Raw genomic sequence first — 25,935 nt, forward strand, 5'->3', positions numbered from 1 at the left:
GCCAGAGTAGCGAAAAGGGGCTGCTCAGCGGTACACCCCGACACGAGGTGTCGTAGAGGCCCCGTAGGGGCCTCAGGGGCGCGGGGCTCTGCTGATGTGCGGCTCCGCCGCGTGGGTGCGAGAGATTCGCAGATGGGTGAGTTGCAATCACCCAGGGGCGCGGGGAACTGCGCGAGAAACCACCCGGAGCGGATGGCCCTGGACGTTCGGCGACTCACCACACAGGGTGGCTTGTCGCACAGTTCCCCGCGCCCCTGGAGAGTGCAACTACCTCTTAGGCGAGACCGAGACGTTCTGCGGCTGCCGTCGCGTCGATCGGCACGATCGTGGGCTGCGGCGCGCCGGCCACCGCCCAGTCCGGGTCCTTCAGGCCGTTGCCGGTGACCGTGCAGACGATGCGCTGGCCCGGGTCGATCAGGCCCTGCTCGTGCGCCTGCAGCAGACCGGCCACCGACGCCGCCGAGGCCGGTTCCACGAAGACGCCCTCGCGGGAGGCCAGCAGGCGGTAGGCGGAGAGGATCTGACGGTCCGTCACCTTGTCGATGAGCCCGCCCGACTCGTCCCGCGCGGCAAGCGCGAAGTCCCAGGAGGCCGGGTTGCCGATCCGGATCGCGGTAGCGATCGTCTGCGGCTTCAGCACCGGCGCGCCGTCCACGATCGGCGCCGAGCCGGACGCCTGGAAGCCGAACATGCGCGGCGTCTTCGTCGCCAAGCCGTCCGCCGCGTACTCGCGGTAGCCCTTCCAGTAAGCGGTGATGTTGCCCGCGTTGCCCACCGGGAGGACGTGGATGTCGGGCGCGTCGCCCAGCGCGTCGACGATCTCGAACGCAGCCGTCTTCTGGCCCTCGATGCGGACCGGGTTCACCGAGTTCACCAGCGCCACGGGGAACTTGTCCGACAGGTCTCGCGCCAGCGTCAGGCAGTCGTCGAAGTTGCCGTCCACCTGGAGGATCTTCGCGCCGTGGATCAGCGCCTGGCCCATCTTGCCCAGCGCGATCTTGCCCTGCGGCACCAGCACCGCGCAGACCATCCCGGCCCGCACCGCGTACGCCGCCGCCGAGGCGGAGGTGTTGCCGGTGGACGCGCAGATGACCGCCTGCGCGCCCGCCTCCTTGGCCTTGGAGATGGCCATCGTCATGCCGCGGTCCTTGAAGGACCCGGTCGGGTTCGCGCCCTCGACCTTCAGGTAGACGTCACACCCGGTGCGCTCGGAGAGCAGCTGGGCCGGTACCAGCGGCGTGCCGCCCTCGAGCAGGGTCACCACGGGCGTGTCGGTGGTGACCGGAAGCCGGTCGCGGTACTCCTCGATGAGGCCGCGCCACTGGTGGGTGTGCTGGAGGGTGGTGCTCATAGTGGGTTACTCCCCTTCGACACGCATGATGCTGGCCACGCCACGGACGTGGTCCAGGGTGCGCAGTTCGGCGACGGTGGCGGACAGCGCGGCGTCGGTGGCGCGGTGCGTCACGACGACAAGCGAGGCGTCGCCGTCCCGGCCCTGCTGGCGGACGGTGTCGATGGACACCCCGTGCTCGGCGAAGACCGTGGCGACCTGGGCGAGGACACCGGCCTTGTCGGCCACGTCCAGACTCACGTGGTAGCGGGTGACCACGTCGTCCATGGGGTTGACGGTGAGCTGAGCGTACGCGCTCTCGCCCGGACCCGTCGCACCGGCCACCTTGTTGCGGCACACCGCGACCAGGTCGCCGAGGACCGCCGAGGCGGTCGGGCTGCCGCCGGCGCCGGGGCCGTAGAACATCAGCTGACCAGCCGCGTCGGCCTCGACGAAGACCGCATTGTAGGCGCCACGGACGCTCGCCAGCGGGTGGCTCAGCGGGATCATCGCGGGGTGGACGCGGGCGGTGACCGACTCCTCGCCGTTCTCGTCCTTGCTGCGCTCGCAGATCGCGAGGAGTTTCACCACGCAGCCCATGGCTTTCGCGGAGGCGATGTCGGCCGCGGTGACCTCGGTGATGCCCTCGCGGAAGACGTCGTCGGCGGTGACCCGGGTGTGGAAGGCGATGCCGGCCAGGATCGCGGCCTTGGCGGCGGCGTCGAAGCCCTCGACGTCGGCGGTCGGGTCGGCCTCGGCGTAGCCAAGGGCGGTGGCCTCCTCCAGCGCCTCGGAGTAGCCCGCGCCGGTGGAGTCCATCTTGTCGAGGATGAAGTTGGTCGTGCCGTTGACGATGCCGAGCACCCGGTTGACCTTGTCTCCGGCCAGCGACTCGCGCAGCGGGCGGATCAGCGGGATCGCGCCGGCCACGGCGGCCTCGTAGTAGAGGTCGGCCCCGGCCTTGGTCGCGGCGGCGTGGAGGGCCGCGCCGTCGGCGGCGAGCAGCGCCTTGTTGGCGGAGACGACGGAGGCGCCGTTCTCGAAGGCGGAGAGGATGAGCGAACGAGCGGGTTCGATCCCGCCGATCACCTCGATCACGACATCGATGTCCTCGCGCTTCGCGAGCGCTTCGGCGTCGGTGGTGATCAGATGCTCAGGCACGCCCGGACGCGGCCGCCCGGCCCGGCGCACGGCCACACCCGCGAGCTCCACCGGCGCGCCGATCCGCGCCTCCAGATCGGCGGCGTGCGTCGTCATGATGCGCGCCACCTCGGAGCCCACTACTCCACAACCGAGGAGCGCCACCTTGAGCGTACGCATCATCCGACTCCGTCCTGCACGGGGATCAATGTGAGTCTTGCTGGTCCTACTGCTGTCCCAAGTCTCCGCGACTCGGCCGTCAAATCTGCGGCCGTTCCACGGATTGAGACGTAAATTCCGCTGGTCGATACCGGGCGGCCGCAAATCCTGCTCCCGCCCGGTGTCCGCTCACCCCACGTCGAGGCGGAGCAGGTCCTCCTCCGTCTCACGGCGGACGATGACTCGCGCCTGACCGTCGCGCACGGCGACGACCGGGGGCTTGAGCGCGTGGTTGTAGTTGCTGGCCATCGAGCGGCAGTAGGCGCCGGTGGCCGGGACCGCGAGCAGGTCGCCCGGGGCCAGGTCCGCAGGGAGGAAGGCGTCGCGGACGACGATGTCGCCGGACTCGCAGTGCTTGCCGACGACGCGGCTCAGCATCGGCTCGGCATCCGAGGCCCGGGAGACCAGCGCGACGCTGTACTCGGCGTCGTAGAGGGCGGTGCGGATGTTGTCCGACATGCCGCCGTCGACGCTGACGTAGGTGCGCAGGCCGTCGAGCGGCTTGATCGTGCCGACCTCGTAGAGCGTGAACGCGGTCGGGCCGACGATCGCGCGTCCGGGCTCGACCGAGAGGCGGGGAATGGACAGGCCCTCCGCCGCGCACTCGCGGCGGACGATCTCGGTCAGCGCGGCGGCGATCTCCTGCGGCTCGCGCGGGTCGTCCTCGCTGGTGTAGGCGATGCCGAGGCCGCCGCCGAGGTCGATCTCGGGCAGCTCGACCCCGTGCTCGGCCTTGATCTCGGCCAGCAGCCCGACGACACGGCGCGCGGCGACCTCGAAGCCGGCCATGTCGAAGATCTGCGAACCGATGTGCGAGTGGATGCCGACCAACTCGACGCCGTCGAGGGTGAGCGCCCGGCGTACCGCCTCAGCGGCCTGACCGCCCGTCAGCGAGAAGCCGAACTTCTGGTCCTCGTGGGCGGTGGCGATGAACTCGTGGGTGTGCGCCTCGACGCCGACGGTGACGCGGAGCAGGATCTTCTGCCGCGTGCCCTGCTGGTCGGCGGCCCAGGCGAGCCGGACCAGTTCCTCGAAGGAGTCCACGACGACGTGCCCGAGACCGGACTTCACCGCGTACTCGAGCTCGGCGACGGTCTTGTTGTTGCCGTGGAAGGCGATCCGCTCGGGCGGCATGCCCGCGCTGAGCGCGACGGTCAGCTCGCCGCCGCTGCAGACGTCGACGTTGAGCCCCTCCTCATGCAGCCAGCGCACGATCGCGCGGGAGAGGAACGCCTTGCCGGCGTAGTAGACGTCCGCGTCCAGGTGCGAGAAGGCCTGCTGCCAGGCGCGGCACCGGGCGCGGAAGTCGTCCTCGTCGAGGATGTAGGCAGGGGTGCCGAACTGCTGCGCCAGCGCGCGGACGTCCAGCCCAGCGACGGTCACCGCACCGGTCGCCTCGTCGCGGGCGACGGTCTGGGACCACACCTTCGGGTCGAGCAGGTTGAGATCGGCCGGCGGGGCGGCGTAGTGCCCCTCGGGCAGCACGTCACCGTGGCGCGGCCCGGCGGGGTGGGCGGAGCGGCTCATGTCTGACTCTTTCGTCTGTCAGTGCTTGCACGAGGGGCCCGAAACCGTCGACTCGTTGACGGTTCCGGGCCCCTCACGCCGACTACATGCGTTCGGGGGCGGACACACCCAACAGGTCGAGCCCGTTGGCGATCACCGTTCGGGTGGCCTCTGCCAGCCGGAGCCTGGCGCGCGTCAGGTCGGTGACCTCCTCGTCACCCCGCGGCAGGATCCGGCAGTTGTCGTAGAACCGGTGGTAGTCCCGGGCCAGCTCCTCCACGTACCGGGCAAGCCGGTGCGGCGCGCGGAACTCGCCGGCCTCGGCCAGCGCGCCGGGGAACTCACCGAGACGGCCGAGGAGCTGGTTCTCCCACTCGGTGGAGAGGAGCTCGGGTTTGAACGCCTCGGCCGTGCCCTTGTCGATGCCCAGCTCGGCGGCGTTGCGCGCGACGGAGGACATACGGGCGTGCGCGTACTGGACGTAGAAGACCGGGTTCTCATTCGACTGGCTGGTGAGCACGTCGATGTCGAGGGTCAGCGTCGAGTCGGTGGGGACGCGGGCCAGAGAGTAACGGGCGGCGTCGACGCCGACCCAGTCGACGACGTCGTCGATCGTGATGATGTTGCCGGCGCGCTTGGACATGCGAACCTCTTCGCCGTCCTTGAGCATCTTCACGAACTGCCCGATCAGCACCTCGATGTTGTGCGTCGGGTCGTCACCGGCGCAGGCGGCGATCGCCTTGAGGCGGCCGACGTAGCCGTGGTGGTCGGCGCCCAGCATGTAGACGTTGACGTCGTTGCCGCGGTCGCGCTTGTTCAGGTAGTACGCGGCGTCCGAGGCGAAGTAGGTGGTGTCACCGTCGGCCTTGATCAGGACGCGGTCCTTGTCGTCGCCGAAGTCGGTGGTCCGCAGCCAGACCGCGCCGTCCTGCTCGAAGACGTGGCCCTGCTCGCGCAGCCGCTCGACGGCCTTCTCGACGGCGCCGGAGTCGTGCAGCGACTTCTCGGAGAACCAGACGTCGAAGTGCGCGCCGAACTCGGCCATCGAGCGCTGGATCTCGGCGACCATGAGGCGCAGACCCTCGGCGCGGAACTTCTCCAGCTGGGTCTCGTCGTCGAGCTCCAGAATGCCGGGGTTCTGCTTGACGATCTCCGCGGCGATGTCGTTGATGTACTCGCCGACGTAGCCGTCCTCGGGGACGGGCCGGCCGTTGGCGGCTGCCCGGAGGGAGGTGCCGAACTTGGAGATCTGCACTCCGGCGTCGTTGATGTAGTACTCGGTGGTGACGTCGGCGCCGCAGGCCCGCAGGATCCGGGCGAGCGAGTCGCCGACGGCGGCCCAGCGGACGCCGCCGATGTGGATCGGGCCGGTCGGGTTGGCGGAGACGAACTCCAGGTTGATCTTCAGCCCGGAGAAGGCGTCGCCATGGCCGTACTGCGCGCCCTCGCTGACGATCGTCCGGGCGAGCTCGCCCTGCGTCGCGGCGTCGAGGGTGATGTTGAGGAAGCCCGGCCCGGCGATGTCGATCTTCGCGATCCCGGGCAGCTCTCGCAGTCGGGCCGCGACCGACTCGGCCACCTGTCGCGGCGGCTTGCCGGCGGCCTTGGCCAACTGGAGCGCGACGTTGACGGCGTAGTCGCCGTGGTCGCGGTTCTTGGGCCGCTCGACGTTCACGGTCTCGGGGACGGCGACGGTCAGCTCGCCCGCCTCGATGGCGGCGCGAACGGCGGCCTGGACTGCCTGGGAAAGCTCTGCGGGTGTCACGGGGCAAGCCTAGGCGAGAGGGGCGAAATCCCTGGCATCAGTTCTGCCGGGTGAGACGCGGCGTCCACGCCTGCTGGGGCCGTGGACCCCTCACTGCGTTCGCCGAGAGCGAACGCCATGCCGCCCCTCAGCCACCGACGCCCGGCCCGCCGGCCCCTGACCGAACAGCGCGGATGCCCCCTCCTCAGTGGGCACCCGCCCGTCCGCGAGCCGCCGCACCAGCGCGACCAGATCCATCGGCTCGAACGGCTTCGCGAGATACCCGTCCACCCCGACGGACTCCCCGCGCTCCAGATCCAGCTGCGTACAGGCGCTGACGATCGCTATCCGCAGATGACTCGTCCGCGGATCGGCCCGCAACCGCGCCGCCGTCCGCAGACCGTCCAGGCGGGGCATCACCACGTCCAACGTGATCACATCCGGCCGCACCGCATGCACCACGTCCAAACACTCGGCCCCGTCCGCGGCGGTCACCACCTGGAAGCCCTCGAGCTCCAGATTGACCCTGATCAGCTGGCGGATCACCGCGCTGTCATCGACAACGAGCACCCGCCCCGACTCGCCTGACACATCACTGAGGGTATGCGGCTGCACCACCCTCCGTCTCCGTTTTCGGCACTTCCGCCGGAACCGGTTACGCGACCTTCCGAAAACCCTGTGCACGAGGAGGGGGTGGGGACTGGTAGTGTTCTGCACGTCGCAAGACAGTGCGCCCCCGTAGCTCAGGGGATAGAGCACCGCCCTCCGGAGGCGGGTGCGTAGGTTCGAATCCTACCGGGGGCACTTCGCAGCAAGCATCACAAGGCCCAGGTCAACCGGGATATCCGGCCAGCCTGGGCCATTGTCGTTTCTGAGGCCGGATCAAGCCCGTGCCCTTGCGTGCCCAACCCTCGGGCGGAGTGCCTTTCTGGCCCGGCTTGCGGCGCTTCGGAGCCAGCGCCTTGGCCCATGGTCGAGTGCCCCATTCGGTGCATCAGCTCGCGGGTGCTCGCTCCGGCGTCGGCCGCCATGGCGTTGCCGAAGTGCCGCAGGTCGTGGAACCGCACCCGCCGGACCTTGGCCTTCGTCAGCGCGCCTGTCCACAGGTGGTGGAAGTTGCTCCGTCGCAGCAGGCCGCTGCGCGGGCCAACGAAGACCCTGCCATCGGGACCGTCCTCCGCGAACCAGCGCAGATGCGTCTCCAGGTCACGGGCGATTGGCTCCGGGAAGGCCACCGGCCGGACGCCCGCCGCGCTCTTGGGCAGCTTCAGCCGCAGCGTTCCGGTCGCCAGCTCCGCCTGGGCCTGGCGGACCCGGATGATCCGCTGCTCCAGGTCGATATCCGCGCGACGCAGCCCGGCCAGCTCCCCGAACCGCAGACTGGCGAAGGCCGCCAGCAGCACCAGGGCCCGGTACCGGGGCTGGATCGCGTCGGCCACGGCCTAGACCTCATCGACCATCAGCACCGGCCGTTCCGGCGAGTTCTCCTCCCCTCCGCCCTTGATCCGGCACGGGTTCCGCTGGATCGGCCCGTCGTCCAAGGCCGTGTTCAGGATCGCCCGCAGCGCTCGGTACGCCTTGGCCACGGTCGCCTCACCCACTCCCCCGGCCATCAGTCCGGAGCGCCAAGCCCGGGCGCGGGCCGGAGTGACCGCAGTCACCGGCAGCACCCGGAAGGTCGGCCGGATGTGCATCCGGATCACTCCCTCGTAGCGCTCACGGGTCCGGTCAGCCAGCTCCCGATCGCGCAACCAGTAGTCCGCGTAGGCACCGAAGTTGACCTTGCCCGCACGGAGGTCGACCCACGAGCCGGAGGAGCGCGGTGAAGGGGAGAAGGTGCGGGAGGGTGGGAGTAAGGGGGTGGGCCGTGGGGCGGTCCCTCCTCACAGAACTGGTAGTGAGCGCGTGCGCTACTCTCCGCCGAGGGGGTACGAGATGCCGGAACATGGTCAGGACATTCAGCAGGAGCTCTGCCGCGAACGAGCACGGATCTTCTGTCTCGTCGTAGGAGCCATTGTGGCCATCACTCTGGCGTTCATCCTCGTGCTCGGCCTGCTCGCGGTGACCTGGGGGACGTACTACTGAAGCGGTCGGGTCGAGCGGCGACCAAGATCCGGACCAGCCACGAACCAAGCGTCATGCTGGAGCGCGTGCGGCTTGCTGCAGCGCAGGTCAAGTGGCGTACCTGAGATTGTGTAGCCGCCTGTGAAGCCGCTCGTCTTGGCCTGGGAAGCTGCCCCTGGCAAGAGAGGCCTAAGCGGAATCGGCGCCAACCACAGCGAAGAACAGTGGCCAGCCGTCAACCTCTTTTGTGCAGTCCTTGGTCGGGAGCCCGCCGCGCTCCGCGACCGCATCAAGGAGACGCCGAACCGTCCTGGGCTCGTACAGGTTCAACCAGTCACGGCTTGGGAGGGCTACCACTGTGCCGGCCTCAAAATAGTCCTTGGAGACGATCCGGTCGGCCTGCGGCTTGAACACGATTGCCAACCGAGCAGGCAAGTCCTGCCTGCGCAGAGAGCGCTAGCTGGTAGTTACCGGGACCCGAACGGTCGACCTTCTGACGCACGGACCACAGCCAGGTGGTATCGCCCACGACGAGACGCCGCAGCCGACGATCGGTCTTCACGACCGTCACTCTAGGGGCACCGACGCGTGAGGTGAGCGTGCCCCGAGGGTGCCCATTCGACCGGGGGGATCGGGGAACCAAGGGCACTTCGCAACGAACGCGACTAAGGCCCAGGTCAGCGGGATCTCCCGCGGAACTGGGCCTTCGTCATATCCGGGGCACAGTCAGGCTCCGCTTGGACGTGTGATGGCGACGATCTCCACCAGATCCTCCAGCCCCTGAAAGTCCTTGGGGTTCGAGGTGTACAGCGGGAGCCCGTTGCTTGCCGCCGTCGCCGCGATCATCAGGTCGGACGAACGCCCCCGAGGCTGACGCCCAATGGCAATCACGGCCGCGCACATCTGACCGTAGATCCTCGCCGCGTCACGGTCGTACGGGAGCGGATCGAAGGCACCCTCGACATGCTGGAGGACCGCCATACGCCGGGCCCGCTTGACGGGGTCATCCGTCGCATGTGGCCCGTGCGACAGCTCGCCGAGCGTCACGGACGTAATGAGGAGTTCATCCGGGAGCTCTGCGGGGTCGTACGCCGACAGCGCCGCGATGATGTTGGTGTCGAGCACTCCCTCCTGATGCGTCACAGGTCAGTTCCCTCGAACGGGTCGCGCAGGTCCTGGTCGACTGCGCGCGCGAGGTCTTCGCGCAGCTCATCAGGGTCGAGCACGGGGGCAGTGGCGAAGATCGCCAGCGCCTCGTCCCTGGGGACTGAGCGACGGCGGCGGATGGGGATCATCTGAGCGAGGGGTTCGCCGTTGAGCGTCAATATGTAGGGGTGCCCCTGGCGCAGGCCTCGGGTGACGCTGCCGGAGTCAGCGACGAACTGGCGCACGCTGACGTCTGTGGGGTGACGATGCGGAAGAGCCATGAGACCAGAGTAGCCCTCCGTACCACGCCGTGGTACGGGAAGCCACCCTCGTAGGGCATGCTGAGCTCCGCACCGGATTCGGCACCGCGCGAGGACGCTCGGCCGGCCCTCTCTGCCGCGGTGATGAGGCCAGGAAGCACGGCAGCGGACGGGTAACGGCTGTCCAGCTCGTTTCCAGGCTTCTACGAGCTCCCGGACGCCGGGCGCTGCCTCCGCGACCGAGGCCACGCTGCCGACGAGCTCACGCTCCAAGGGTGAAGGTGTCGAAGTCGACTGCGTGTTCCCGTCCGTCGCGCAGGCTCGCCCGGACCAGGTCGAGGATTGCCTCGCCCAGGCGTCGAACGAAGCCGACAGCCGCCTCGGTGAGGATTAGCACTACCCCAGCGCTGTGTCTATCCATGCCACATCCGTGCCAGATGGACTGGGGAAACAAGCCCTCAGCCCAACACTGCACACTGGAGCTGTGGCCAGTATTGATCCATCCTCCCCCGCGGTTGCCGCTCGCATGAGCCGTCAGGCATCCCGTAATACCGCGCAGGAGCTGGCCGTGCGCCGAATCCTGCATCGAACTGGACTGCGCTACCGAGTGAACGTCCCCGTACCCGGAATGAGACGGCGCACGATAGACATCGCCTTCGGTCCGTCGAGGGTCGCGGTCTTTCTCGATGGCTGCTTCTGGCATGGCTGTCCCGACCACGCGACCCAACCGAGGGCCAACGCCGAGTGGTGGCGGACCAAGCTCGACCGGAACGTAGCGAGAGATCGTGAGACCACCGAACACATGACCGCCGCCGGGTGGACGGTACTGCGCTTCTGGGAGCACGAGACGCCTGAAGCCGTCGCAACCGCAGTTGCCCATGCCGTGGCCGCTTCTCGCCCCCAGAAGCGGGGTCATCTCCCGCACGAACGACAGTTGGGCGAGCGAGAGGAGGGCGCCGGCGTATGAGCGAAGTCAACTGCCTTTGATGTTCAGGCTTCGAGGGCAGGAGGCACCCCGTGAGCCAGTGTCGGGGTTTCAGGTCCAAGCCCATGGTTGGCAGGCGTTCGGGTCACTAGTGTGTAGGAGTTGTGCGAGACGGCATATGACACGCTCAACGCCCTCGCCCACCGTGGGACGGGCCTGGAGGCCGACGCGTCCTACTTTGCCCGGCTGTCGCACCAAGTGAGAACGGGAAGCGGTCAACTCCCATGGCGGATGAGCTCGATGCAATGTACGACACATTCAAGGCGCTCCTGGACGCATTTCCGCCGTCGGAGGCCGTGAAACGCCTGGAACAGTTCGGCATCAGTCCTGACATCGTGGACCGGATCCGCGAGCGGCACGAGGAACAGACCATCCGCGTGAGGGAGCTCGAGGAGCCGCATGCGGTGGTGCTCGATAACCGCGACACGTGGTACACCGGCCCGCAGGCCAAGGACAAGTGCTGGCCGGCGATCACGGATCTCCTCCGCAAGGACGGCTGGCCCGAAGAGCCCGCGATCCGGAGCCTCGACGACTCCTCCACTCGTGTCGTCTCGCTGCTGAACCACCCGAAGGAGAAGACGTTCTCCACTCGGGGGCTCGTCGTCGGATATGTGCAGTCAGGCAAAACGACCAACTTCACCTCGGTGGTGGCCAAGGCAGCGGATCGCGGCTACAAGCTGTTCATCGTCCTCGCGGGCATTCACAACGGGCTCCGGCGCCAGACGCAGGCCCGGCTGGTGCAGCAACTCGTCGAGCCGAACCCATCGATGTGGTCTCAGCTGACAGGACTCGACAAGGACTTCACCCCGCAAGAGAACCCGGCTTCATACTTCGGGCGGAGCAACAAGACTCACGTTTTGTGCGTGGTCAAGAAGAACGCCACCGTGTTGCGCAAGCTCGCCCGATGGCTCGAGAAGGCGTCGGAGTACCTCGAGGACTGCCCTGCGCTCATCATCGATGATGAGGCCGATCAAGCGACAGTTGCGACTAAATCCATCAACCCGCTCATCCTGACCATCATGAGCCACCTGCCCAGATCCGCCTACCTCGGCTACACCGCTACCCCGTTCGCCAACCTGTTGATCGACCCGAGCGCGGAGGATCTTTACCCCAAGGACTTCGTCGTCAATCTTCCAAAACCCGCTGGGCACTTCGGCACCGAGGTTCTCTTCGGTCGCTATGCCCTCGACGGCGAGGATCCGGAGCAGGTCGACGACGGACACGACATGATCCGTTCGGTTCCCAAGGACGACGTGGCGGCCGTTCGCCCGGAGACGAGGGCCGACGTCGAAGGCTTCGAGCCAGTGATCACAGACACCCTCAGGCAGGCGGTCGAGTACTTCTGGCTGGTCACAGCCGCCCGACGCGTGCGCGGTACTGGCAACCCCCACAACACCATGCTCATCCACACAAGCGTCAACACCGCGGTGCACAACAGTTTCGAAAGGCCCTTGAAGCATCTTCTCGCCCGGTCTGCCCGATCCCTGACAGAGCAGGACGACGCTCTCCTCTCTCGCTTGCGGGATCTGTGGGAGGAGGAGACTGATCGGGTCAGAGCCGAAGACTTCGACGTCACGAAAGTGCCATTTGAGCTACTGATGCCTGAGTTGCCCGGTGTTCTCAACAGTTGCCGCATCATCATGGACAATTCGAGCAGCGAGGATCGTCTCGACTACGAGAACGGTCCGGTCGTGGCGATCGCAGTCGGCGGCAACACCCTCTCACGTGGGCTCACTCTGGAAGGCCTGTCCGTCAGCTACTTCGTCCGCGCTGTTTCGGCGTACGACACGCTGCTGCAAATGGGACGGTGGTTCGGCTTCCGCAACGGCTATGCGGATCTGCCGCGAATCTGGATGACGGACGAGTTGGCCGAGTGGTTTCGGCACCTTGCCACGGTCGAGACCGAGATGCGCCGAGACATCGACATCTACATGACGGAGGATGAAACCCCGCTCACCTTCGCTGTGCGCCTGCGCACCCACCCGGCGCTTCGCGTGACAGCGGCGGCCAAGATGCGCGACGCCGTCACCGCCGCTTCGTCGTACGGCGGTAAGCGAGTTCAGACGCACTATTTCCGCACCGACGCCGACTGGCTCGGGAACAACATCGACGCTGCTCGCAACCTGGTCGCGGCCTCTGCCGCGAACGCCGTAAGAACCGATGAGCGCCCCACGGAGGGTCGGTTCGTCTTCCGCGATGTGCCCCACAACCTTGTGATCGACTTCCTGTCGAACTACAGGTTCCACGAGAATTCTCCCGAGAACGACGCGAACCTGATCATCAAGTACATCCGGAAGCAGGTCTCCGGCGTCGGCTCACTCCGTCGATGGAACGTTGCGATCGTCGGTAATCCGAAGGGGGATCCCTTCACTTTCGCCCGCGGAGTGAGTGTGGGGCGAAACAATCGCGCACGTCTTCACCTTCCCAATCCGACCCCTGACTTCGCGGACATCAAAACGCTGATGAGCCGAAGGGACGCTGCTGTCGACCTCTCCGGAGACACAGCAAAGTTGACGGAGAAGGGAATCATGGACGAGCGGCGGCAGCAGTTCCCCGACACCGGCCTCCTGGTCCTGTACCCGATCGACAGGGTGTCCGAGCCGAGCCCGTCGAAGAGGCTACGTGCGCCCCTGAACGCGGAGGAGCATGTCATCGGTCTGGGCTTGGTCTTCCCCGAACCCCACAACCGCGACAGCGCGGTGGAGAGCTACATCTCTGCCAATCTCTCGAACATTCGAATCGAGGACGAGGACTACAGCCTCCTCGATGGAGAGGACGCATGAACGACGACGAATTGCGGCGCCTCGTCGAGGATCGCTGGTCGGCGCTGGAAGCCGAAGCCACTGTGGGAGCACGTCGCCTGCGTGTGGCTGAACTCCCGACGGAGGTCGTGAACGGGACATTGGCAGTGGCCGTCGATCGCGAAGGGCACCGCCATCTCCTCGTACCGATCCACATGCACCGCAAGGTCCGTCCCGGGCTGGACGGACCCGTCCTGCGCCTGCGCAAGCGCTCACTGGAGGACGCGGAGACGTTCCAGACATACGCCGACCTGGCATGCCTGCGCGACGACCTCAACGATCTATTCACGAAGATGTGCGTGAACGTGCTCGGTGCAACGTCGGAAACGCCGGACAACCCCGTCAAGGTGCTGTATAGAGTGCTCGACCGATGGAGGGCGCTCTTCCGGGCACAGGGCACATTGCTGGGGCCGGAGGAGCTTGCTGGGTTCTACGGCGAGTTGACCGTTCTCAAGCGGTTCCTCCAGAAGGATCCGAGCGCGCACCGCTTCTGGCAGGGGCCTCTCGGATACCGGCACGACTTTGCGGCGGGCAGCGAGGCCGTCGAGGTCAAGTCGGCCACGAGCGGTGACGGGCGAAAGCCGCGGATCCACGGGCTGGATCAACTCGAGGCGCCGGTGGACGGTGCACTCGTCCTTGCCTGGTTCCGCCTGCGGCGGACCACGACGGAGGGCCTTGGCGCCGCCCTCAACGACACCGCAGAGGAGGTACTTCGCCTCTGCGACGACGAAGGGACGGTCCTCGAACTGTTCGCGCGAGCCGGGTATCGCCTCTCCGATGCCGATCGCTATCACGATGTGCGCTACGAGATCTGCGAGGAGCGATGGTACCGCGTCGAGGCGGGCTTCCCCCGGCTGACGGGCCGCGCGCTCGAAGCGGCGGGGGTCCCGGTGTCCGTACTGGATGTCGAGTACACCATCGACCTGTCCGGCGAGGTGCCTGCACCCCTCACGGCCGGCGAAGTTGCCCAGGTGATCGACAGAATGATCCAGGAGTCCGTGTGACGGAGGCACGCTGGTTCTCCCAGCCCTATCCCCCCGAAGGCGCCAGCGCGGCCGAGGGCATCCGAAATCAGCTCGGACGGCCCGAACTCGACCTACTCACCATCCTGGTTCGTGAATCGGCCCAGAACAGCTGGGACGCCAGGCTTCTGTCGTCGCCCGATCCAGTCGACTATCGAATCGACATGTGGACTGTGGGACCGGCACACGCCGGCGCATGGCGAGAGCTCCTTGCTGACACTGCGCCCGTCGGAGCCGACAGATTTCCGCTTCGTGAGACGCTCAGGAGAGGCCCGGCCCGGGTCCTGGCCGTCTCCGACTGCGGCACCCGAGGATTGGGCGGACCGACTCGCGCCGACGACGCGGTGGGCTCCGAGCGCGACTTCGTCTCGTTCATCCGCAATATCGGGGAACCGCGCGACACTGCCCTCGGTGGCGGTACCTACGGTTTCGGGAAAGGCATCTTCTACCTGCTGTCCAGGTCCGGCACGATTCTCGTTCACTCCCGTTGCCGCACCGCTGGGGGAGGCTTCGAGACCCGGCTCATCGGCTGCTCCCTTTGGAAGAGCTACGTGGCGGCCGAGCCCTCCGGGGACCGGCGATATACCGGCCGACATTGGTGGGGCGACATATCGGGTGGCGTGGTAGAACCCCTCATCGGCCCGGCCGCAGAAGCCACGGCACAGCGCCTCGGCCTGCGGCCCTTCGGAGCGGCCGAGACAGGGACGACCATCGTCGTGGTCGACCCGAACCTGGACGAGCTTGAACCTGCCGCGGCTGCCGCCTACCTCGCGGAGACCATCGCCTGGCACCTCTGGCCCAAGATGATCTCAAGCGGCGGCAAGCCACCCGCCATGCGCTTCACCGTCACCTGTGACGGTGTCGAACACCAGGTTCCGGATCCGCAGGAGATTCGTCCGCTCAACATGTTCGTGGCCGCCTACGAAATGATGCTCGGGCCTGGCGGCATGACGGTCGAGTGCATGAGACCGAGGCGCTACCTCGGGCGGCTGGGGCTGGTCAAGCGAATCATGCCGCCACTGGAGCCGTCCCGGGCTTCGCGCATGCTCGACATTGAGGACATCGTGCACCACGTGTGTCTGATGCGACCTGCGGAACTCGTCGTCACATACCGGCCCGGACCGAAACCTCCCAGCGCGAACCAGGGCTACGCAGGCGTCTTCCGAGCGGACGAGGCCATGGACGAGGTCTATGCGAAGGCCGAACCACCGACTCACGACGCCTGGAACGCACAGTCGCTCGACAGGCCGGAGAGCACGTTCGTGCTGACGACCTTCCGGCGCATCGGGGAGGCCTTGGACGGGCTCCTGTCCTTGAGCGGTATGACGCGCCCCGGTGCCAGTCAGATTGCCCTGGGCGCGGCGAGTTCCTTCTTCTCTGGACTGGTGGGCGGCGCCTGGGGCATCGGCGGATCGACCGCGTACTCCAAACCGGGCAGCACTGCGATCCGGAGCGCCCGCCATGCACCCGACGAGGCGGATGAGGTGACCCCAGAGCCGAGTTCCGACCGAAATCCCGTGCCGGATCCACGACTCGGAACCAGTTGGCCTGCCCCGCGCGATGCCGCAGGACCGAATGCCAACCACCCGGCTGCCCAGGTCACGGACAAATGGGCAAACGTTGGTGCCGGCGTTGGACGGCGCCGTCCGCGAGTGCAGTACGTCGGCGAGCCGTACTACGACGATCGGGATGGCGACTCGTTGCTCGTTCAGGAGTTTCGACTCCCGGTTCCTGGGCCACAACAGGTCCGAATTGACCTGGCCGTCACGCTCCCGGGCAGTAGCGGTCGCGAAACGGACCCACCGATCGGGGCGAGGACTCCGACGCTGGTCGGCTGGGAGAGTACTGACTCCGGACTTCACACCACGGAGACATGCGTGATCGATGGAGGGGAATCTGTCTGGCGAGCGTTGGTGCGTCCTGCTCCGGACACGATGACCGAGATCGACATCAGGGTCGAGGCGGTGAGAACGCCGTGACTCGGCGCGTTCTTCCGTACCGGATCCCGTCCGACGATGTGGTCAGTGCCGAGCGATGGCGCCTCGTGACCGACGACGGCGAGCTCAGCATGCCGGATGCACTGCCGGACTGGGATTATCAGATGGACCTCCGGCTGCGCCGGAGCGTCCACGTCGACACTGACCGTGCGCGAATCCAGTCAGGTCTTCCTTCCGATGCAGTGCTCACTCTTGCCGTGGTCTGGACCGCCACAGGATCGAATCTCAGCGGACCCGCCAACCACAAACGCCTGACCGATGCCGGCCGCATCACGGTGGACTTCGACATCCGGCTTCGCGGCGCGGATCTGGGTGGCCTGCTTCTTCTCAGCACGGCACTCGTTCTCGGCGAGCGACGGAGCGATGCCCTTCCCTCATCCCCACGCAGAGCAGGCTCGGTCCTGTGGAGCGATCAGGAGGCGCTTCGCCTCCAGGGGGATGCGCCGCAATTCCCCATGGCCGTGGTCGACTTCTCGCGCACGTCCTTCCCCGATGCAGCGGCCTGGCACCTCCAGATCAGCGGCAGCCTCGAGAGCGCCACGATGGGTTCCCTGCTCCTGCTGGTGAACGAGCGGAACTCCGCCACCACAACCGCATTCCAGAACGCAGGCAAGCCCCGTCCGATCGATCGGATCGTGCTCTCTGCGGTATATGCAGACACAGCGCGGATTCTGATCGAACATGCGTTGGGCAATGATGACTTCGTCGAGGACGCGGACTACGCCGACGATTCGCTGGGCGCCACGCTCCTGAGCCTCTTCAATCAGCTCTTCCCGGGGCAGTCGATCACCGACGTCCGTCTGCGCCAACGTCAGTCACCAGCCTTGTTCGCATCAGACCTGCAGGCGGCGGTCAAGATCTTCGAGGTGCCGTCATGAGCTTCCTCTACCCCCGGCTGCTCACCCAACAAGCCGCTCCACTCTTTGAGGAATACCGGCCTCTGACACCGGACGAACTGGCAGGCCGTGTCGCCCTCTCCCACGAGTCGGCCGTGTACGTGGCCACAGGCGGTGACCGAGTCTCCACCGATCAGCTCCGCGATCTGCGGGCGGGTGTCATCGATCTCGCCAACCGCGCCGGTTTCCCCAACGCCTCCGATCGTTCCAGGAATGCGGACTTCGATCTACGGCTCGCTGCTCTCCTCCACAGCGAGATGAGCATGGTGCCCGCTGAGGCCGCATCACGTGACGTCTGGGCCTTTCTCGCGCTCGTTCTACTCCCCGACGTCGCCTTCTGGCGGTACCCTCAACCGCCCAAAGACCGCGTCCTTGGTACCGATCTCACCCGTCACGTTTTCGGCCGGCTCTGGTGGCGGGCCCAGCTGGTACGTTCCCCCGACGATCCAGATCCGTACGGGGCGCTCGAGGTTCTCGGCGAGGCAGCATTCGACCAGATCTACGCCCGACGCACCGCGCTGGGTGGCAGTCCTCACCTCGTCCGGGCCATCCTCCGCATCTGGAAGGATCTCGACCTCAAGGGGCTCAACGAGCGCGAGGCACTGCGTGACTTCCTCAAGAGACTACTGAGACTGGCCCCCTTCGTGCTGTTCGACGGGGTAGAAGAGAACGCTCTCGACCTCGAACTGCACGCGGTTGCTCAGGAGTCCATCGCTGCCCAACGCGTCGCCCCGGCGCACGACGACCGGCCGGCCCAGCTGCCGAAACCTGAAGCTGTCAGCGACTCCCTCTCCGGGGAGGCAGCCAGGGCAGGTGCACCGGCTGCGCGGCCCTCTCAATGGACCGCACCACCGAGTGCCCCCCTTTCCGGCCGCTACAGGTCAATCGAAATCTGCGCCGGCTCCGGGGCGCAGGCCTTGGGGCTCGAGCGCGCCGGATTCGACCCCATGCTGCTCATCGACAGCAAGGCCGACGCCTGCTTCACCATCGACCTGAACCGGCCGGAGTGGGACGTAGTCTGCATGGACGTCGTGCAATTCCGAATGAGCATGCGGCCGGACGCAATCGGTGTCGATCTTCTCAGCGGTGGACTCCCACGCGTGAAGTCGGTCGCAACAGTCGGTCGAGCCGATGACGAAGGGGAGCGAACTGTCCTGAGGGCAGCAGTCACGCTCGCTTGTGAGCTCAAGCCAAAGGCCGTGCTTCTGGAAAACGTTGCCGACCTGGTCGACGGCGCTGACTTTGCTGTCGACCGGGCTTGGATCGAAGCAGCACTGCTCGGAGCGGGCTACCGCTCGACCTGGAGAGTCCTCAACGCTGCGGACTTCGGTGTGCCACAGAGCCGAAGGAGCGGCTTCCTGGTCGCCCTGCAGGAAGCGTTCTTTCCCAGGTTCGCCTGGCCCGAGCCGAATGCGTTGCCCCCGCCCACCGTGGGACAGGCCCTTGGGCCATCGATGTCGGCGCTCGGCTGGCCGGGCGCCGAGCACTGGATCAAGCGTGCCGACAACGTCGCGCCGGCCCTTGTCGGCGGCTCCGATCGTCGCGGTGGGGCCGACCTCGGTCCCACCGGCAGCAAGAAGGCATGGGCAACGCTCGGAGTGAACGGCACCAGCCTCGCGGATGGGCCCCCGGACATCAGCTTCCCGGCTGACGAGCAGCCGAGGCTCACCATCGGCCAGGCCGCGATGATCCAGGCCTTTCCGGAGGACTGGCGCTTCTTCGGCGGCAAGACGTCCAAGTATCGCCAAATCGGACACGCCATGCCTCCACCCCTCGCCACTGCGGTTGGGCTGGCGCTCGCAGCCGCCCTGCACGGCTAAAATCCCTCCATGCACCCCGGCACCTTCGATCCCATCACAGTCGTCGATCTCTTCTCCGGTTGTGGCGGCTTCACTCAGGGTCTACACGAGTTCCGTCCATCGGGATCGGAGGAGTCGGGTCCGGTCTTTCAGAGCATCGCCGCGGTCGAGCACGACCGCGCCGCTGCTGCCACGTATGCCGCCAACTTCGGTAGCCTGCGCGCCAGGGCAACAAGCCCAGCCACGAGGCTCCACGTGGGCGACATCGAGAAGTGGGAACCCACGGACGAGGATCTGCATGCGGACGTCGTCATCGGCGGCCCACCCTGCCAGGGGTTCTCAGCGCTCAATCGGTCCAAGAAGGGCATTGAGCGCAACCGCCTGTGGGAGGAATACGTACGGATCGTCGCCCTCATCCGGCCCAAGATCTTCGTTATCGAGAATGTCGACCGCTTCCTCAGGTCCGTCGAATTCCAAGACCTCCTGAGCGCCGTTGAAACCGGGAACATCCTCCAGGATTATCAACTCGTCACCCCGCCGGGTGCGGCACCATCCGACACTACCGACAAGCGAACCGGGCGCTATTTGCTGAACGCCGCAAACTATGGGGCGGTCCAGGCACGACGGCGTGCCATTGTGATCGGCGTACGCAAGGACTTCGAGGGAAGTGATCGGATGGCCTATCCCATCGCCTCCCACTCGCGACGTCGCAAGTCCGCCCTCGGCGGGTCGCATCAACCAATTGACGGCGTCGAGCTCAGCACCGGCTATTGGCTCGCTGCTGACAGCGTCTTCGCGGAGTCCGCAAAACTCCGCGTCAAGGGAACCGAGCTCCCCCGCACGCGAGTGCGTTTCCCGGAGATCGACGACACCATCCCGGGCATCTTCACCACTGACGATCTGCACATCGGCCGAAACCCCGAGGTGCTATCACAGGCTCGTTACCGCGCCATCCCCAGAGGCGGAAACCGCAAGGACCTTCGCGGCAAATGGTATACGGAGGATGAGAACGGGAAGATTCACATCTTCAAGGAGTCGGCTCCGGAAGGGGTGACAACAGCAGTCAGATACCTCTCGACCGAGAGCTGGGACAACCACAACACCGGAACTGGTGACGTGATGGGGCGACTCCGGGAGGGAGAGCCGTCCGTCACGATCCGAACCGAATTCTTTAAACCCGAGAAGGGTCGATACCTGCACCCGACCAAAGACCGCCCCATCACTCACTACGAGGCGGCTCGCATCCAGGGCTTTCCGCCCGGATTTCGCTGGTGCGGCTCGAAGACCGAAGTTGCCCGGCAGATCGGCAATGCGGTGCCGATCCCCCTGGGCACAGCCATCGCCTCTGCTATTCATGCCTGCTTGCGCCCGACCGATTGAGCAGCAAGCCCGACGTATGACGATTACCTGCCGGCCTGATAAACCCTGTTGGATGCGCCTGCGAGTCAGGCGAGTGCATCCGGTGCCGGACGGTAGGTGGCTGTGGTGCGGGGGGTCTCGGAGACGGTCACGGCGGTGAGGGCGGGGAGGCGTGGGTTCCAGAGGTCAAAGATCCATATCGCCAGGTTCTCGGCCGAGGGCGAAACACCCCCCCCCCATCGCTTCATTGAGATGGCGATGATCGAGGGTCTCATCCATCCAAGTCTTGAAGACATCGAGTTCGCGGAAGTCCTTCACGAACCCGTTCTCGGTCAACTCCGCACGCGGGGCCTTCAGCTCCAGCACGACGGCGTAGTTGTGGCCGTGCATGCGGGCGCAGGGGTGCCAGGAGGGCAGGCGGTCCAGGACGTGGCTCGCCGAGAAGGCGAACTCCTTGGTGATCGTCAGCACGGTTGCTCTTCGCCCTCCACCGGTTCTGGGCTGCGCACTCTAGTCCCTCGCCACTGCTACTCGTAGGGGTGGCTGCCGAGGATCCGCGCGTTGAGCGGCTCGGCAGTGAGGAAGCTGCGGCGCAGGTCCGGGGTGTCGTCGAGGCTGGCCGCCTTGCGCTGGACCTCCGTACGCGAGCGTTGCAGCAAGGCGTCCGCCTCCGTAGCGCGGCCGGCGGCGTGGAAGGCGTGCGCGGCGTAGAAGTAGACCTCTTCCGTGCGCAGCGCCGGCATCGCGCCGACCTCCGCGAGGCGGGTGAGGGCCGACTCGGCGTGGCGAACGGCGTCGGCGGTGTTCCCGCTCACCGTCGCGACGCGGCTGCGGAGCAGTTGGGCCGCGATCTCGCTGCGGACCATGTCGGTTTCCTGGGTCTCCAGGTAGGTGTCCGTGGCAAGGCGCTCGACCAGTTCCCGCGCCTTGTCGTCCTGCGGCGCGGCCTGGAGCAGGACGTCCGCGTAGAGGTTGCGGACGATCGGGTTGAGGTTGGCCAGCCAGGTGCGTTGGGTCTCCAGCCACGCCTGCTCCGCCAGGGCCACGGCCTCTTCCCGACGAGCCGGCTCCCTCGCACACAGGAACGCCAGCAGCGCTGTGTTGTAGGCGTGCCAAGCGCTGTCGGCTCCGCGGGTTCCCGCGAACTCCCTGGCCTCGCGGAGGGTCCGCTCCGCATCGTCCGTCAAGCCGAGGAGCAGTTGATTCTGGGCCAGGTAGTTGAGCGCTATCGGCAGTTCCGCACGCAGCGGCTCGGTCCGCAGCCGGTCGGTGCAGCGCAGCAGGCGGGCGTGGGCGTCGCCGAGTTCGCCGGAGTCGTGAAGGGTAATTCCCAGCTGCATCTCCGCCAGGTTCCTGGCGTGCTGGAGCACCGGATCCTCGCTGCCCCCGAGCGCCGGGTCGGTGGCGTAGCGTTCCTCGGCCTCCCGCAGCGCAGCCAGTCCGGCGGCCAGACGCCGCTTGGACACCTGCCGTCCGTACTCCACCAGGGAGACGAAGAGCGCCACCGGATCGTCCAGCCGCCGAGCGCAGGCCACCGCGTCGCCCAGCTTCTCCAGGGAGGGGACGAGACCGCGGGTGACCAAGAGCGTCTTGCCGCGAAGGAGAGTGGTGCGGGCGATCAGCGCCGGATCCGCAACCCGCGCCGCTGCCTGTTCGGCCTCGGCGGCGAGCGCGTCGATCTCCGGGCCTCCGCCCGGGGTGTGCAGCCCACGCCAGTTCACTTCGGTGAGGCAGAGCAGCAGTTCGATGGCGGCGACGAGTCGCCTGTCACGGTCCGGCCGGTCGTGTGGCAGCGCCCTGGAGGCGGTGATCGCGATCTGGCAGTAGCGTTCGGCGTCCGCGAAGGCCAGACCCTCCACGGCCGCGTTTCGCGCGAGTTCGTAGTGGACGACGGCCGACTGTTCGTAGCAGGGCACGCCACCGAACTCAAGGTGCCGGGCCCACTCCAGGCGACGGCCGGTGGACGGCGTCCGCGCTCCCCCGCCGCCAGAGGCCCCGCCCTCAGATGCTCCGCCGAGCGCCGAGGCGATCGCGGCGTGGCGCGAGCGGCGCTGCTCATCGGTCTGGCCCCGGTAGACCACCTGCCACACGGCCCCGTAGCCGAAGCTGTAGGCATCGGCCTGGTCGTCTGCGGCCCATTCGGGCTTCGCGCAGCCGACGATCATCCGTCGACTGCGCGCCAGCAGACGCAGTCGCTCCAGCACGACGTCTGCCGGCAGGCCCGTCACCTCAGCGACGGTGCTGGACAGGAAGGTCCGGCCTTGGACCGCAGCCGCCAGAATGATCTCCCGGTCCTGCGCGTCGAGCCCGGCCAGCCAGCCCTCCACCAGCTCGGACAGCGTCTCCGGGAGCGGGACCGAAGTGCCGTGCTCCGGCAGCCATGCTTCGAGACAGAGGCCCACCAGGAGCGGATGTCCGCCGGTGGCGCGGACGATCGCGTCGGGCAAGCCGGCGGGCGCGTGCGGCAGACGACCGGTCACGAGCGTCGTGACGGCGTCGAGCGGCAGGCCCTCCAGGCGGTGGCGTTCCAGTCGGCCGTGACTCGACCAGCGCCGCAGCAGTTCGTCGAGATCGCCGACGCTCCCCGCGGCCGGGCCTCCCGTTCCGTCGTAGCCGACGACCAGGCTGAGCGGCTCGCCGGGCAACCGCTGCACCAGGGCGTGCAGGACGCTCAGGCTGCCCTGGTCGATGCGCTGCAGATCATCGACCACCAGCACCACGGGCGGCCCCGACCGTGCCAGTTGCAGCACGGCATCGGCGATGTGCGACACCACAGTCTGCTGCCAGGGGACCAGGCTGTCGCCCGGCATCGAACCGGCGCGGAGGGCGGATTCGGTGACCTGCTTGCCCGCCGCCCACAACGGCCCCAATCCGGGGACGAGGGCGCCGAGCACCTCGGGCAGCGACTGCACCGCCCCCTTGCCCGCTCCGCCGAGCACGCGGCGCCATCTCGGCACCTGCCGCCGGCGCAGCACGGCCAGCCGGTACACCAGCTCGCACGCGACCGCGTAGGACCCGCGACCTGAGAGGTCGGCGCGCACTGCACGACCACGAGCTGATGACTCGCCAGATCCGGCTCTCTGAGCATGCGCTCGCCCAGCTCGGTGAGGACGGCCGACTTCCCCATGCCCGCGCCCGCCTCAACGGCCATCGCCTGACCCGAGCGGCGGACCAGCTCAAGCAGGCCGGCCATGCTCTCGTCGCGGTCGACGAACGTGAACGGCGCCGGCATCAGTCCCCCAGTGGTCCCCAGCTGCTCCATGGACATATCAACGGCGCCACCCTACAAAGCGAATCGCCCCCGCACATGGCGTTCTGACGGTTCGACATGCCAGCGCGGCAGCGCCCGCGCCGTACCAGGCCAGCTCGACGGCGGCGCGGGTGAGGCCATGGAGGGGGAAGGTCGCCGAGGGGGCACAGAAGGTTCCCCAGACGATGGCGAAGAGGGAGACCGTCGCCAAGGCGGCGAAGGGCCTGAGCCAGTGGCGGCGGGGGCGGCGCCGGGGGCGGGTCCAGGCCCACCAGGCTGCGGAGGCGTAGACGGCGAGTTCGAGGAGGAACGCAAGGAGCAGGTTGGCGTCCTTGAGGGCAGTCCAGAGCATCTCATCTCTCCATGAATCATTCGAGCTGTGAATGATATTTCTAAGGTACCGTTCTCGACGTGAGCGATGTCAAGGGGAACGGGCTGCCGTCCACCGCCGTCTTTCAGCTCGGCACGCTGGGCGCGGTCGCCGAGAGCAGATTCGCGCGAGCGGTGGAGGGGCTGGGGCTGAAGCCCAAGCACGCCGGCCTGATGACGGCGCTGGCGGCGGTCGCCGCCGAGTCGCAGCAGGAGCTGGCCGCGCGGCTGGGGGTGGCGCCGAGCCTGGTGGTGACGCTGGCGGATCAGCTGGAGGCGCTCGGCGCGGTGCAGCGGACCCGGGATGTGAACGATCGACGGCGGCAGGTCCTGACGCTCACCGAGGTCGGGCGTGCGCTGCTGGCGCGGTGCGAAGCGGTGGCTCGCGCGCTGGACGAGGAGCTGCTGGCTGATCTGACGCCGAGGCAGCGGGCGGCACTGGCAGAGGCGTTGGGCGTATTGACCGGGCGATGAAGCGTCATGTCATCAGCAACTCCGCCGCCGTGGTGACGGCGGCGGTGAGCTGCTGGTCGGCGATGTCCGTGTCCAGGGCCGCGCGGGCGCGGTCGAAGAAGGCGCGGAGTTCACCGGTGCCGGCGGGGGTCAGTCCGCGGAGGTGGAGGGCGCGGACGGCGGCGAGGAGTTCGCAGGCCAGGACGAGGCGGAAGGGCTCCACCGAGTCGAGGAGCCGGCGGGCGCCGGTGGAGGCGAAGCTGGCGTGTTCCTCGACGCCGCGCGACAGGACGGCGTGGCCGAGGGTCACCGGCTGGGCGAAGGCGCGGAGTTCGGCCAGGGCGGACTGGGCCGCGTATTCGGTGATCATGATGCCGCTGCTGCCCTGCACGTCGGCGGCCAGGTAGGGGGCGAGGCCGGTGAACGCGGGCTCGACGAGGACGCCGAGGCGGGCGGTGGAGAGCTGGGCGGTGCCGAGCAGCGCGAGCCGGTACTGGTCGCCGGCCAGGGCCAGGCCGGCCTGGTGGAATCCGCCGTGGTGGTGGTAGTCGAGCCCGTCGGCGTCAAGCAGCGGGTTCTCGGCTGCGGCGTTCAGTTCGACGGCGAGGATGCGGTCCAGTGCGTCCGCCGCCTCCATCGCCGCGCCGTGGACCTGCGGGAGGCAGCGCAGGCCGAAGGGGTCCTGGACGAGCGGGGCCTCCCAGTCCGCGTCCGCGAGGAGGTCGCGCATATGGGCGGCGAGCCGGGTCGCGCCGGGGTGCGGGCGACGGGCGTGGACCTGCTGCGCGTACGGCTCGGCGGAGCCGCGCACCGCGGTGAGCGTCAGGGCAGCGACGAGCGGCACGCGGTCGAGGAGGCGGGCCAGGTCGGTGGCGGCGAGTGCGGTCTGGCCTATGGTCAGCGCGCTGCTGGACATCAGCGGCAGCGCGTCCCAGTGCGTCAGTGGGACCGGCCAGGGCGGTTCTGCTCCCGGATCGCCGCCGTGCCAGGGCAGTTCGCCCGCGAGGGTGAGACCGAGCTCGCCGAGCGCGGAGAGGTCCGCGGTGCCGACGGCGCCGTAGGCGTGGACGGTCGGGACGTGACCGGAAGCGAGGGCTTCGGCGATCCTGTCGACGACGTCGAGGCCCAGGGCGGAGCCGGCGCCGAGCAGCTGGTTCAGCCGCACCGCGAGCATCGCGCGCGCCTGCTCGTCCGGCACGACGGGGCCGATGCCGCCGCTGTGGCTGCGCAGCAGGTTCATCCCGAACGCGTCGGCCGCGGACGCGGGCACCTCGGTGGTGCGGTTCACGCCGACGCCGGTGGTGTGCCCGTAGACGCGCTTGCGCGCGGTCGCGCGCAGCGCGGCGTCACGAGCGGCGGCGACGCGGGCGCGGGCGGCGGGATCGACGGCCGGGCGAAGGGCGCGCCGCGCGAGAGCGGCGACGTCGGCGGGGGCGAGGTCCCGGCCGGTGAGGGTGAGCGGCCGCGCGGCAGCGGCACCGGCGGTGGCAGCGGCACCGGCGGTGGCGGAGCTGCGGGCCGGTGGGAGCGGGACGGCGTCGGTGCGCATGGGCGGTCCTGGACGGGGAGAGCCGGAGGCCGGGTGAGAGCGAGTC

General features: G+C 67.8%; 22 protein-coding genes, 1 tRNA gene and 2 pseudogenes. 10 read left to right on the plus strand and 15 right to left on the minus strand.

The genetic code is table 11. From position 1 onward, the window contains the following. Positions 1-274 precede the first annotated feature (274 nt). The 5 genes from thrC to ABIA32_RS09870 form a co-directional block, all read right to left on the minus strand. Complete coding sequence (thrC, locus tag ABIA32_RS09850) at positions 275-1,351, minus strand: threonine synthase (RefSeq protein ID WP_370093613.1); 1,077 nt, start codon at positions 1,349-1,351, stop codon at positions 275-277. Positions 1,352-1,357: 6 nt separating this feature from the next. Next, positions 1,358-2,653: a homoserine dehydrogenase gene (locus ABIA32_RS09855; protein WP_370093614.1), complete on the minus strand. Its 1,296-nt coding sequence runs from the start codon at positions 2,651-2,653 to the stop codon at positions 1,358-1,360. Positions 2,654-2,818: 165 nt separating this feature from the next. Continuing rightward, positions 2,819-4,216, minus strand: a complete 1,398-nt coding sequence (gene lysA, locus ABIA32_RS09860; protein ID WP_370093615.1) for a diaminopimelate decarboxylase — start codon at positions 4,214-4,216, stop codon at positions 2,819-2,821. A gap of 82 nt (positions 4,217-4,298) precedes the next feature. Then, entirely contained in the window at positions 4,299-5,960 is a 1,662-nt protein-coding gene (argS, locus tag ABIA32_RS09865; RefSeq protein ID WP_370093616.1) for an arginine--tRNA ligase, read from the minus strand. A 90-nt stretch (positions 5,961-6,050) separates the two neighbouring features. Further along, positions 6,051-6,557, minus strand: a complete 507-nt coding sequence (locus tag ABIA32_RS09870) for a PleD family two-component system response regulator (RefSeq protein ID WP_370093617.1) — start codon at positions 6,555-6,557, stop codon at positions 6,051-6,053. Positions 6,558-6,671: 114 nt separating this feature from the next. On the opposite strand from ABIA32_RS09870, the gene ABIA32_RS09875 reads away from it, so the two are divergent. Further along, positions 6,672-6,743, plus strand: a tRNA-Arg gene (locus tag ABIA32_RS09875). 14 nt (positions 6,744-6,757) lie between these two features. Here the strand turns inward: ABIA32_RS09875 and ABIA32_RS09880 are convergent. Both ABIA32_RS09880 and ABIA32_RS09885 read right to left on the minus strand, forming a co-directional pair. After that, entirely contained in the window at positions 6,758-7,378 is a 621-nt protein-coding gene (locus tag ABIA32_RS09880; protein WP_370093618.1) for a site-specific integrase, read from the minus strand. A 3-nt stretch (positions 7,379-7,381) separates the two neighbouring features. Then, a pseudogene (locus tag ABIA32_RS09885) lies at positions 7,382-7,702 on the minus strand (site-specific integrase); the annotation flags it as partial. Positions 7,703-7,874: 172 nt separating this feature from the next. Here ABIA32_RS09885 and ABIA32_RS09890 point away from each other — a divergent pair. Next, the gene (locus tag ABIA32_RS09890; RefSeq protein WP_370093619.1) at positions 7,875-8,024 is read left to right on the plus strand and encodes a hypothetical protein; all 150 of its coding nucleotides are present in this window, start codon (positions 7,875-7,877) and stop codon (positions 8,022-8,024) included. A 168-nt stretch (positions 8,025-8,192) separates the two neighbouring features. On the opposite strand, the gene ABIA32_RS09895 is transcribed toward ABIA32_RS09890, so the two are convergent. From ABIA32_RS09895 to ABIA32_RS09910, 4 genes are all read right to left on the minus strand, one after another. Then, positions 8,193-8,426 carry a hypothetical protein gene (locus ABIA32_RS09895; RefSeq protein ID WP_370093620.1) on the minus strand — a complete coding sequence of 78 codons (234 nt, stop codon included), beginning with the start codon at positions 8,424-8,426 and terminating at the stop codon, positions 8,193-8,195. 303 nt (positions 8,427-8,729) lie between these two features. Beyond that, the gene (locus ABIA32_RS09900; RefSeq protein WP_370093621.1) at positions 8,730-9,146 is read right to left on the minus strand and encodes a type II toxin-antitoxin system VapC family toxin; all 417 of its coding nucleotides are present in this window, start codon (positions 9,144-9,146) and stop codon (positions 8,730-8,732) included. After that, a complete protein-coding gene (locus ABIA32_RS09905) occupies positions 9,143-9,430 on the minus strand; it encodes a hypothetical protein (RefSeq protein ID WP_370093622.1) in 288 nt (95 codons plus the stop codon). Before ABIA32_RS09905 ends, ABIA32_RS09900 begins: the two co-directional genes overlap by 4 nt. Positions 9,431-9,671: 241 nt before the next feature. After that, positions 9,672-9,806 (minus strand): hypothetical protein, encoded by a 135-nt coding sequence (locus ABIA32_RS09910; RefSeq protein ID WP_370093623.1) that lies wholly within the window; start codon positions 9,804-9,806, stop codon positions 9,672-9,674. Positions 9,807-9,935: 129 nt separating this feature from the next. Here ABIA32_RS09910 and ABIA32_RS09915 point away from each other — a divergent pair, with 129 nt between their 5' ends. The 7 genes from ABIA32_RS09915 to ABIA32_RS09945 all read left to right on the plus strand — a co-directional run bounded on the left by ABIA32_RS09915 (position 9,936) and on the right by ABIA32_RS09945 (position 20,289). After that, complete coding sequence (locus ABIA32_RS09915; protein WP_370093801.1) at positions 9,936-10,376, plus strand: very short patch repair endonuclease; 441 nt, start codon at positions 9,936-9,938, stop codon at positions 10,374-10,376. 242 nt (positions 10,377-10,618) lie between these two features. Then, entirely contained in the window at positions 10,619-13,177 is a 2,559-nt protein-coding gene (locus ABIA32_RS09920; RefSeq protein WP_370093624.1) for a Z1 domain-containing protein, read from the plus strand. Beyond that, positions 13,174-14,199 carry a PD-(D/E)XK motif protein gene (locus tag ABIA32_RS09925; RefSeq protein ID WP_370093625.1) on the plus strand — a complete coding sequence of 342 codons (1,026 nt, stop codon included), beginning with the start codon at positions 13,174-13,176 and terminating at the stop codon, positions 14,197-14,199. The genes ABIA32_RS09920 and ABIA32_RS09925 overlap by 4 nt, the downstream gene beginning before the upstream one ends. Continuing rightward, complete coding sequence (locus ABIA32_RS09930) at positions 14,196-16,196, plus strand: hypothetical protein (RefSeq protein ID WP_370093626.1); 2,001 nt, start codon at positions 14,196-14,198, stop codon at positions 16,194-16,196. Before ABIA32_RS09925 ends, ABIA32_RS09930 begins: the two co-directional genes overlap by 4 nt. A 65-nt stretch (positions 16,197-16,261) precedes the next feature. Then, positions 16,262-17,092: a hypothetical protein gene (locus ABIA32_RS09935; RefSeq protein WP_370093627.1), complete on the plus strand. Its 831-nt coding sequence runs from the start codon at positions 16,262-16,264 to the stop codon at positions 17,090-17,092. Further along, positions 17,089-18,930, plus strand: coding sequence for a DUF6339 family protein (locus tag ABIA32_RS09940; protein WP_370093628.1), 1,842 nt, complete (start codon positions 17,089-17,091; stop codon positions 18,928-18,930). The genes ABIA32_RS09935 and ABIA32_RS09940 overlap by 4 nt, the downstream gene beginning before the upstream one ends. 9 nt (positions 18,931-18,939) lie before the next feature. Continuing rightward, positions 18,940-20,289, plus strand: a complete 1,350-nt coding sequence (locus tag ABIA32_RS09945) for a DNA cytosine methyltransferase (RefSeq protein WP_370093629.1) — start codon at positions 18,940-18,942, stop codon at positions 20,287-20,289. Positions 20,290-20,354: 65 nt separating this feature from the next. Here the strand turns inward: ABIA32_RS09945 and ABIA32_RS09950 are convergent. The 3 genes and pseudogenes from ABIA32_RS09950 to ABIA32_RS09960 all read right to left on the minus strand — a co-directional run bounded on the left by ABIA32_RS09950 (position 20,355) and on the right by ABIA32_RS09960 (position 23,870). Then, a pseudogene (locus ABIA32_RS09950) lies at positions 20,355-20,739 on the minus strand (6-pyruvoyl tetrahydropterin synthase family protein). A 56-nt stretch (positions 20,740-20,795) separates the two neighbouring features. Then, entirely contained in the window at positions 20,796-23,309 is a 2,514-nt protein-coding gene (locus tag ABIA32_RS09955; protein WP_370093630.1) for an ATP-binding protein, read from the minus strand. Positions 23,310-23,537: 228 nt separating this feature from the next. Next, on the minus strand, positions 23,538-23,870 hold the full coding sequence (locus tag ABIA32_RS09960; RefSeq protein ID WP_370093631.1) for a YrdB family protein: 333 nt from the start codon (positions 23,868-23,870) through the stop codon (positions 23,538-23,540). A 59-nt stretch (positions 23,871-23,929) separates the two neighbouring features. Here ABIA32_RS09960 and ABIA32_RS09965 point away from each other — a divergent pair, with 59 nt between their 5' ends. Further along, entirely contained in the window at positions 23,930-24,361 is a 432-nt protein-coding gene (locus ABIA32_RS09965; protein WP_370093632.1) for a MarR family winged helix-turn-helix transcriptional regulator, read from the plus strand. 4 nt (positions 24,362-24,365) lie between these two features. Here ABIA32_RS09965 and ABIA32_RS09970 read toward each other — a convergent pair whose 3' ends face one another. Then, positions 24,366-25,889 (minus strand): aromatic amino acid ammonia-lyase, encoded by a 1,524-nt coding sequence (locus ABIA32_RS09970; protein WP_370093633.1) that lies wholly within the window; start codon positions 25,887-25,889, stop codon positions 24,366-24,368. Positions 25,890-25,935: the final 46 nt, after the last annotated feature.

The sequence above is a fragment of the Streptacidiphilus sp. MAP12-20 genome, assembly GCF_041262525.1.
Lineage (GTDB): Bacteria > Actinomycetota > Actinomycetes > Streptomycetales > Streptomycetaceae > Streptacidiphilus.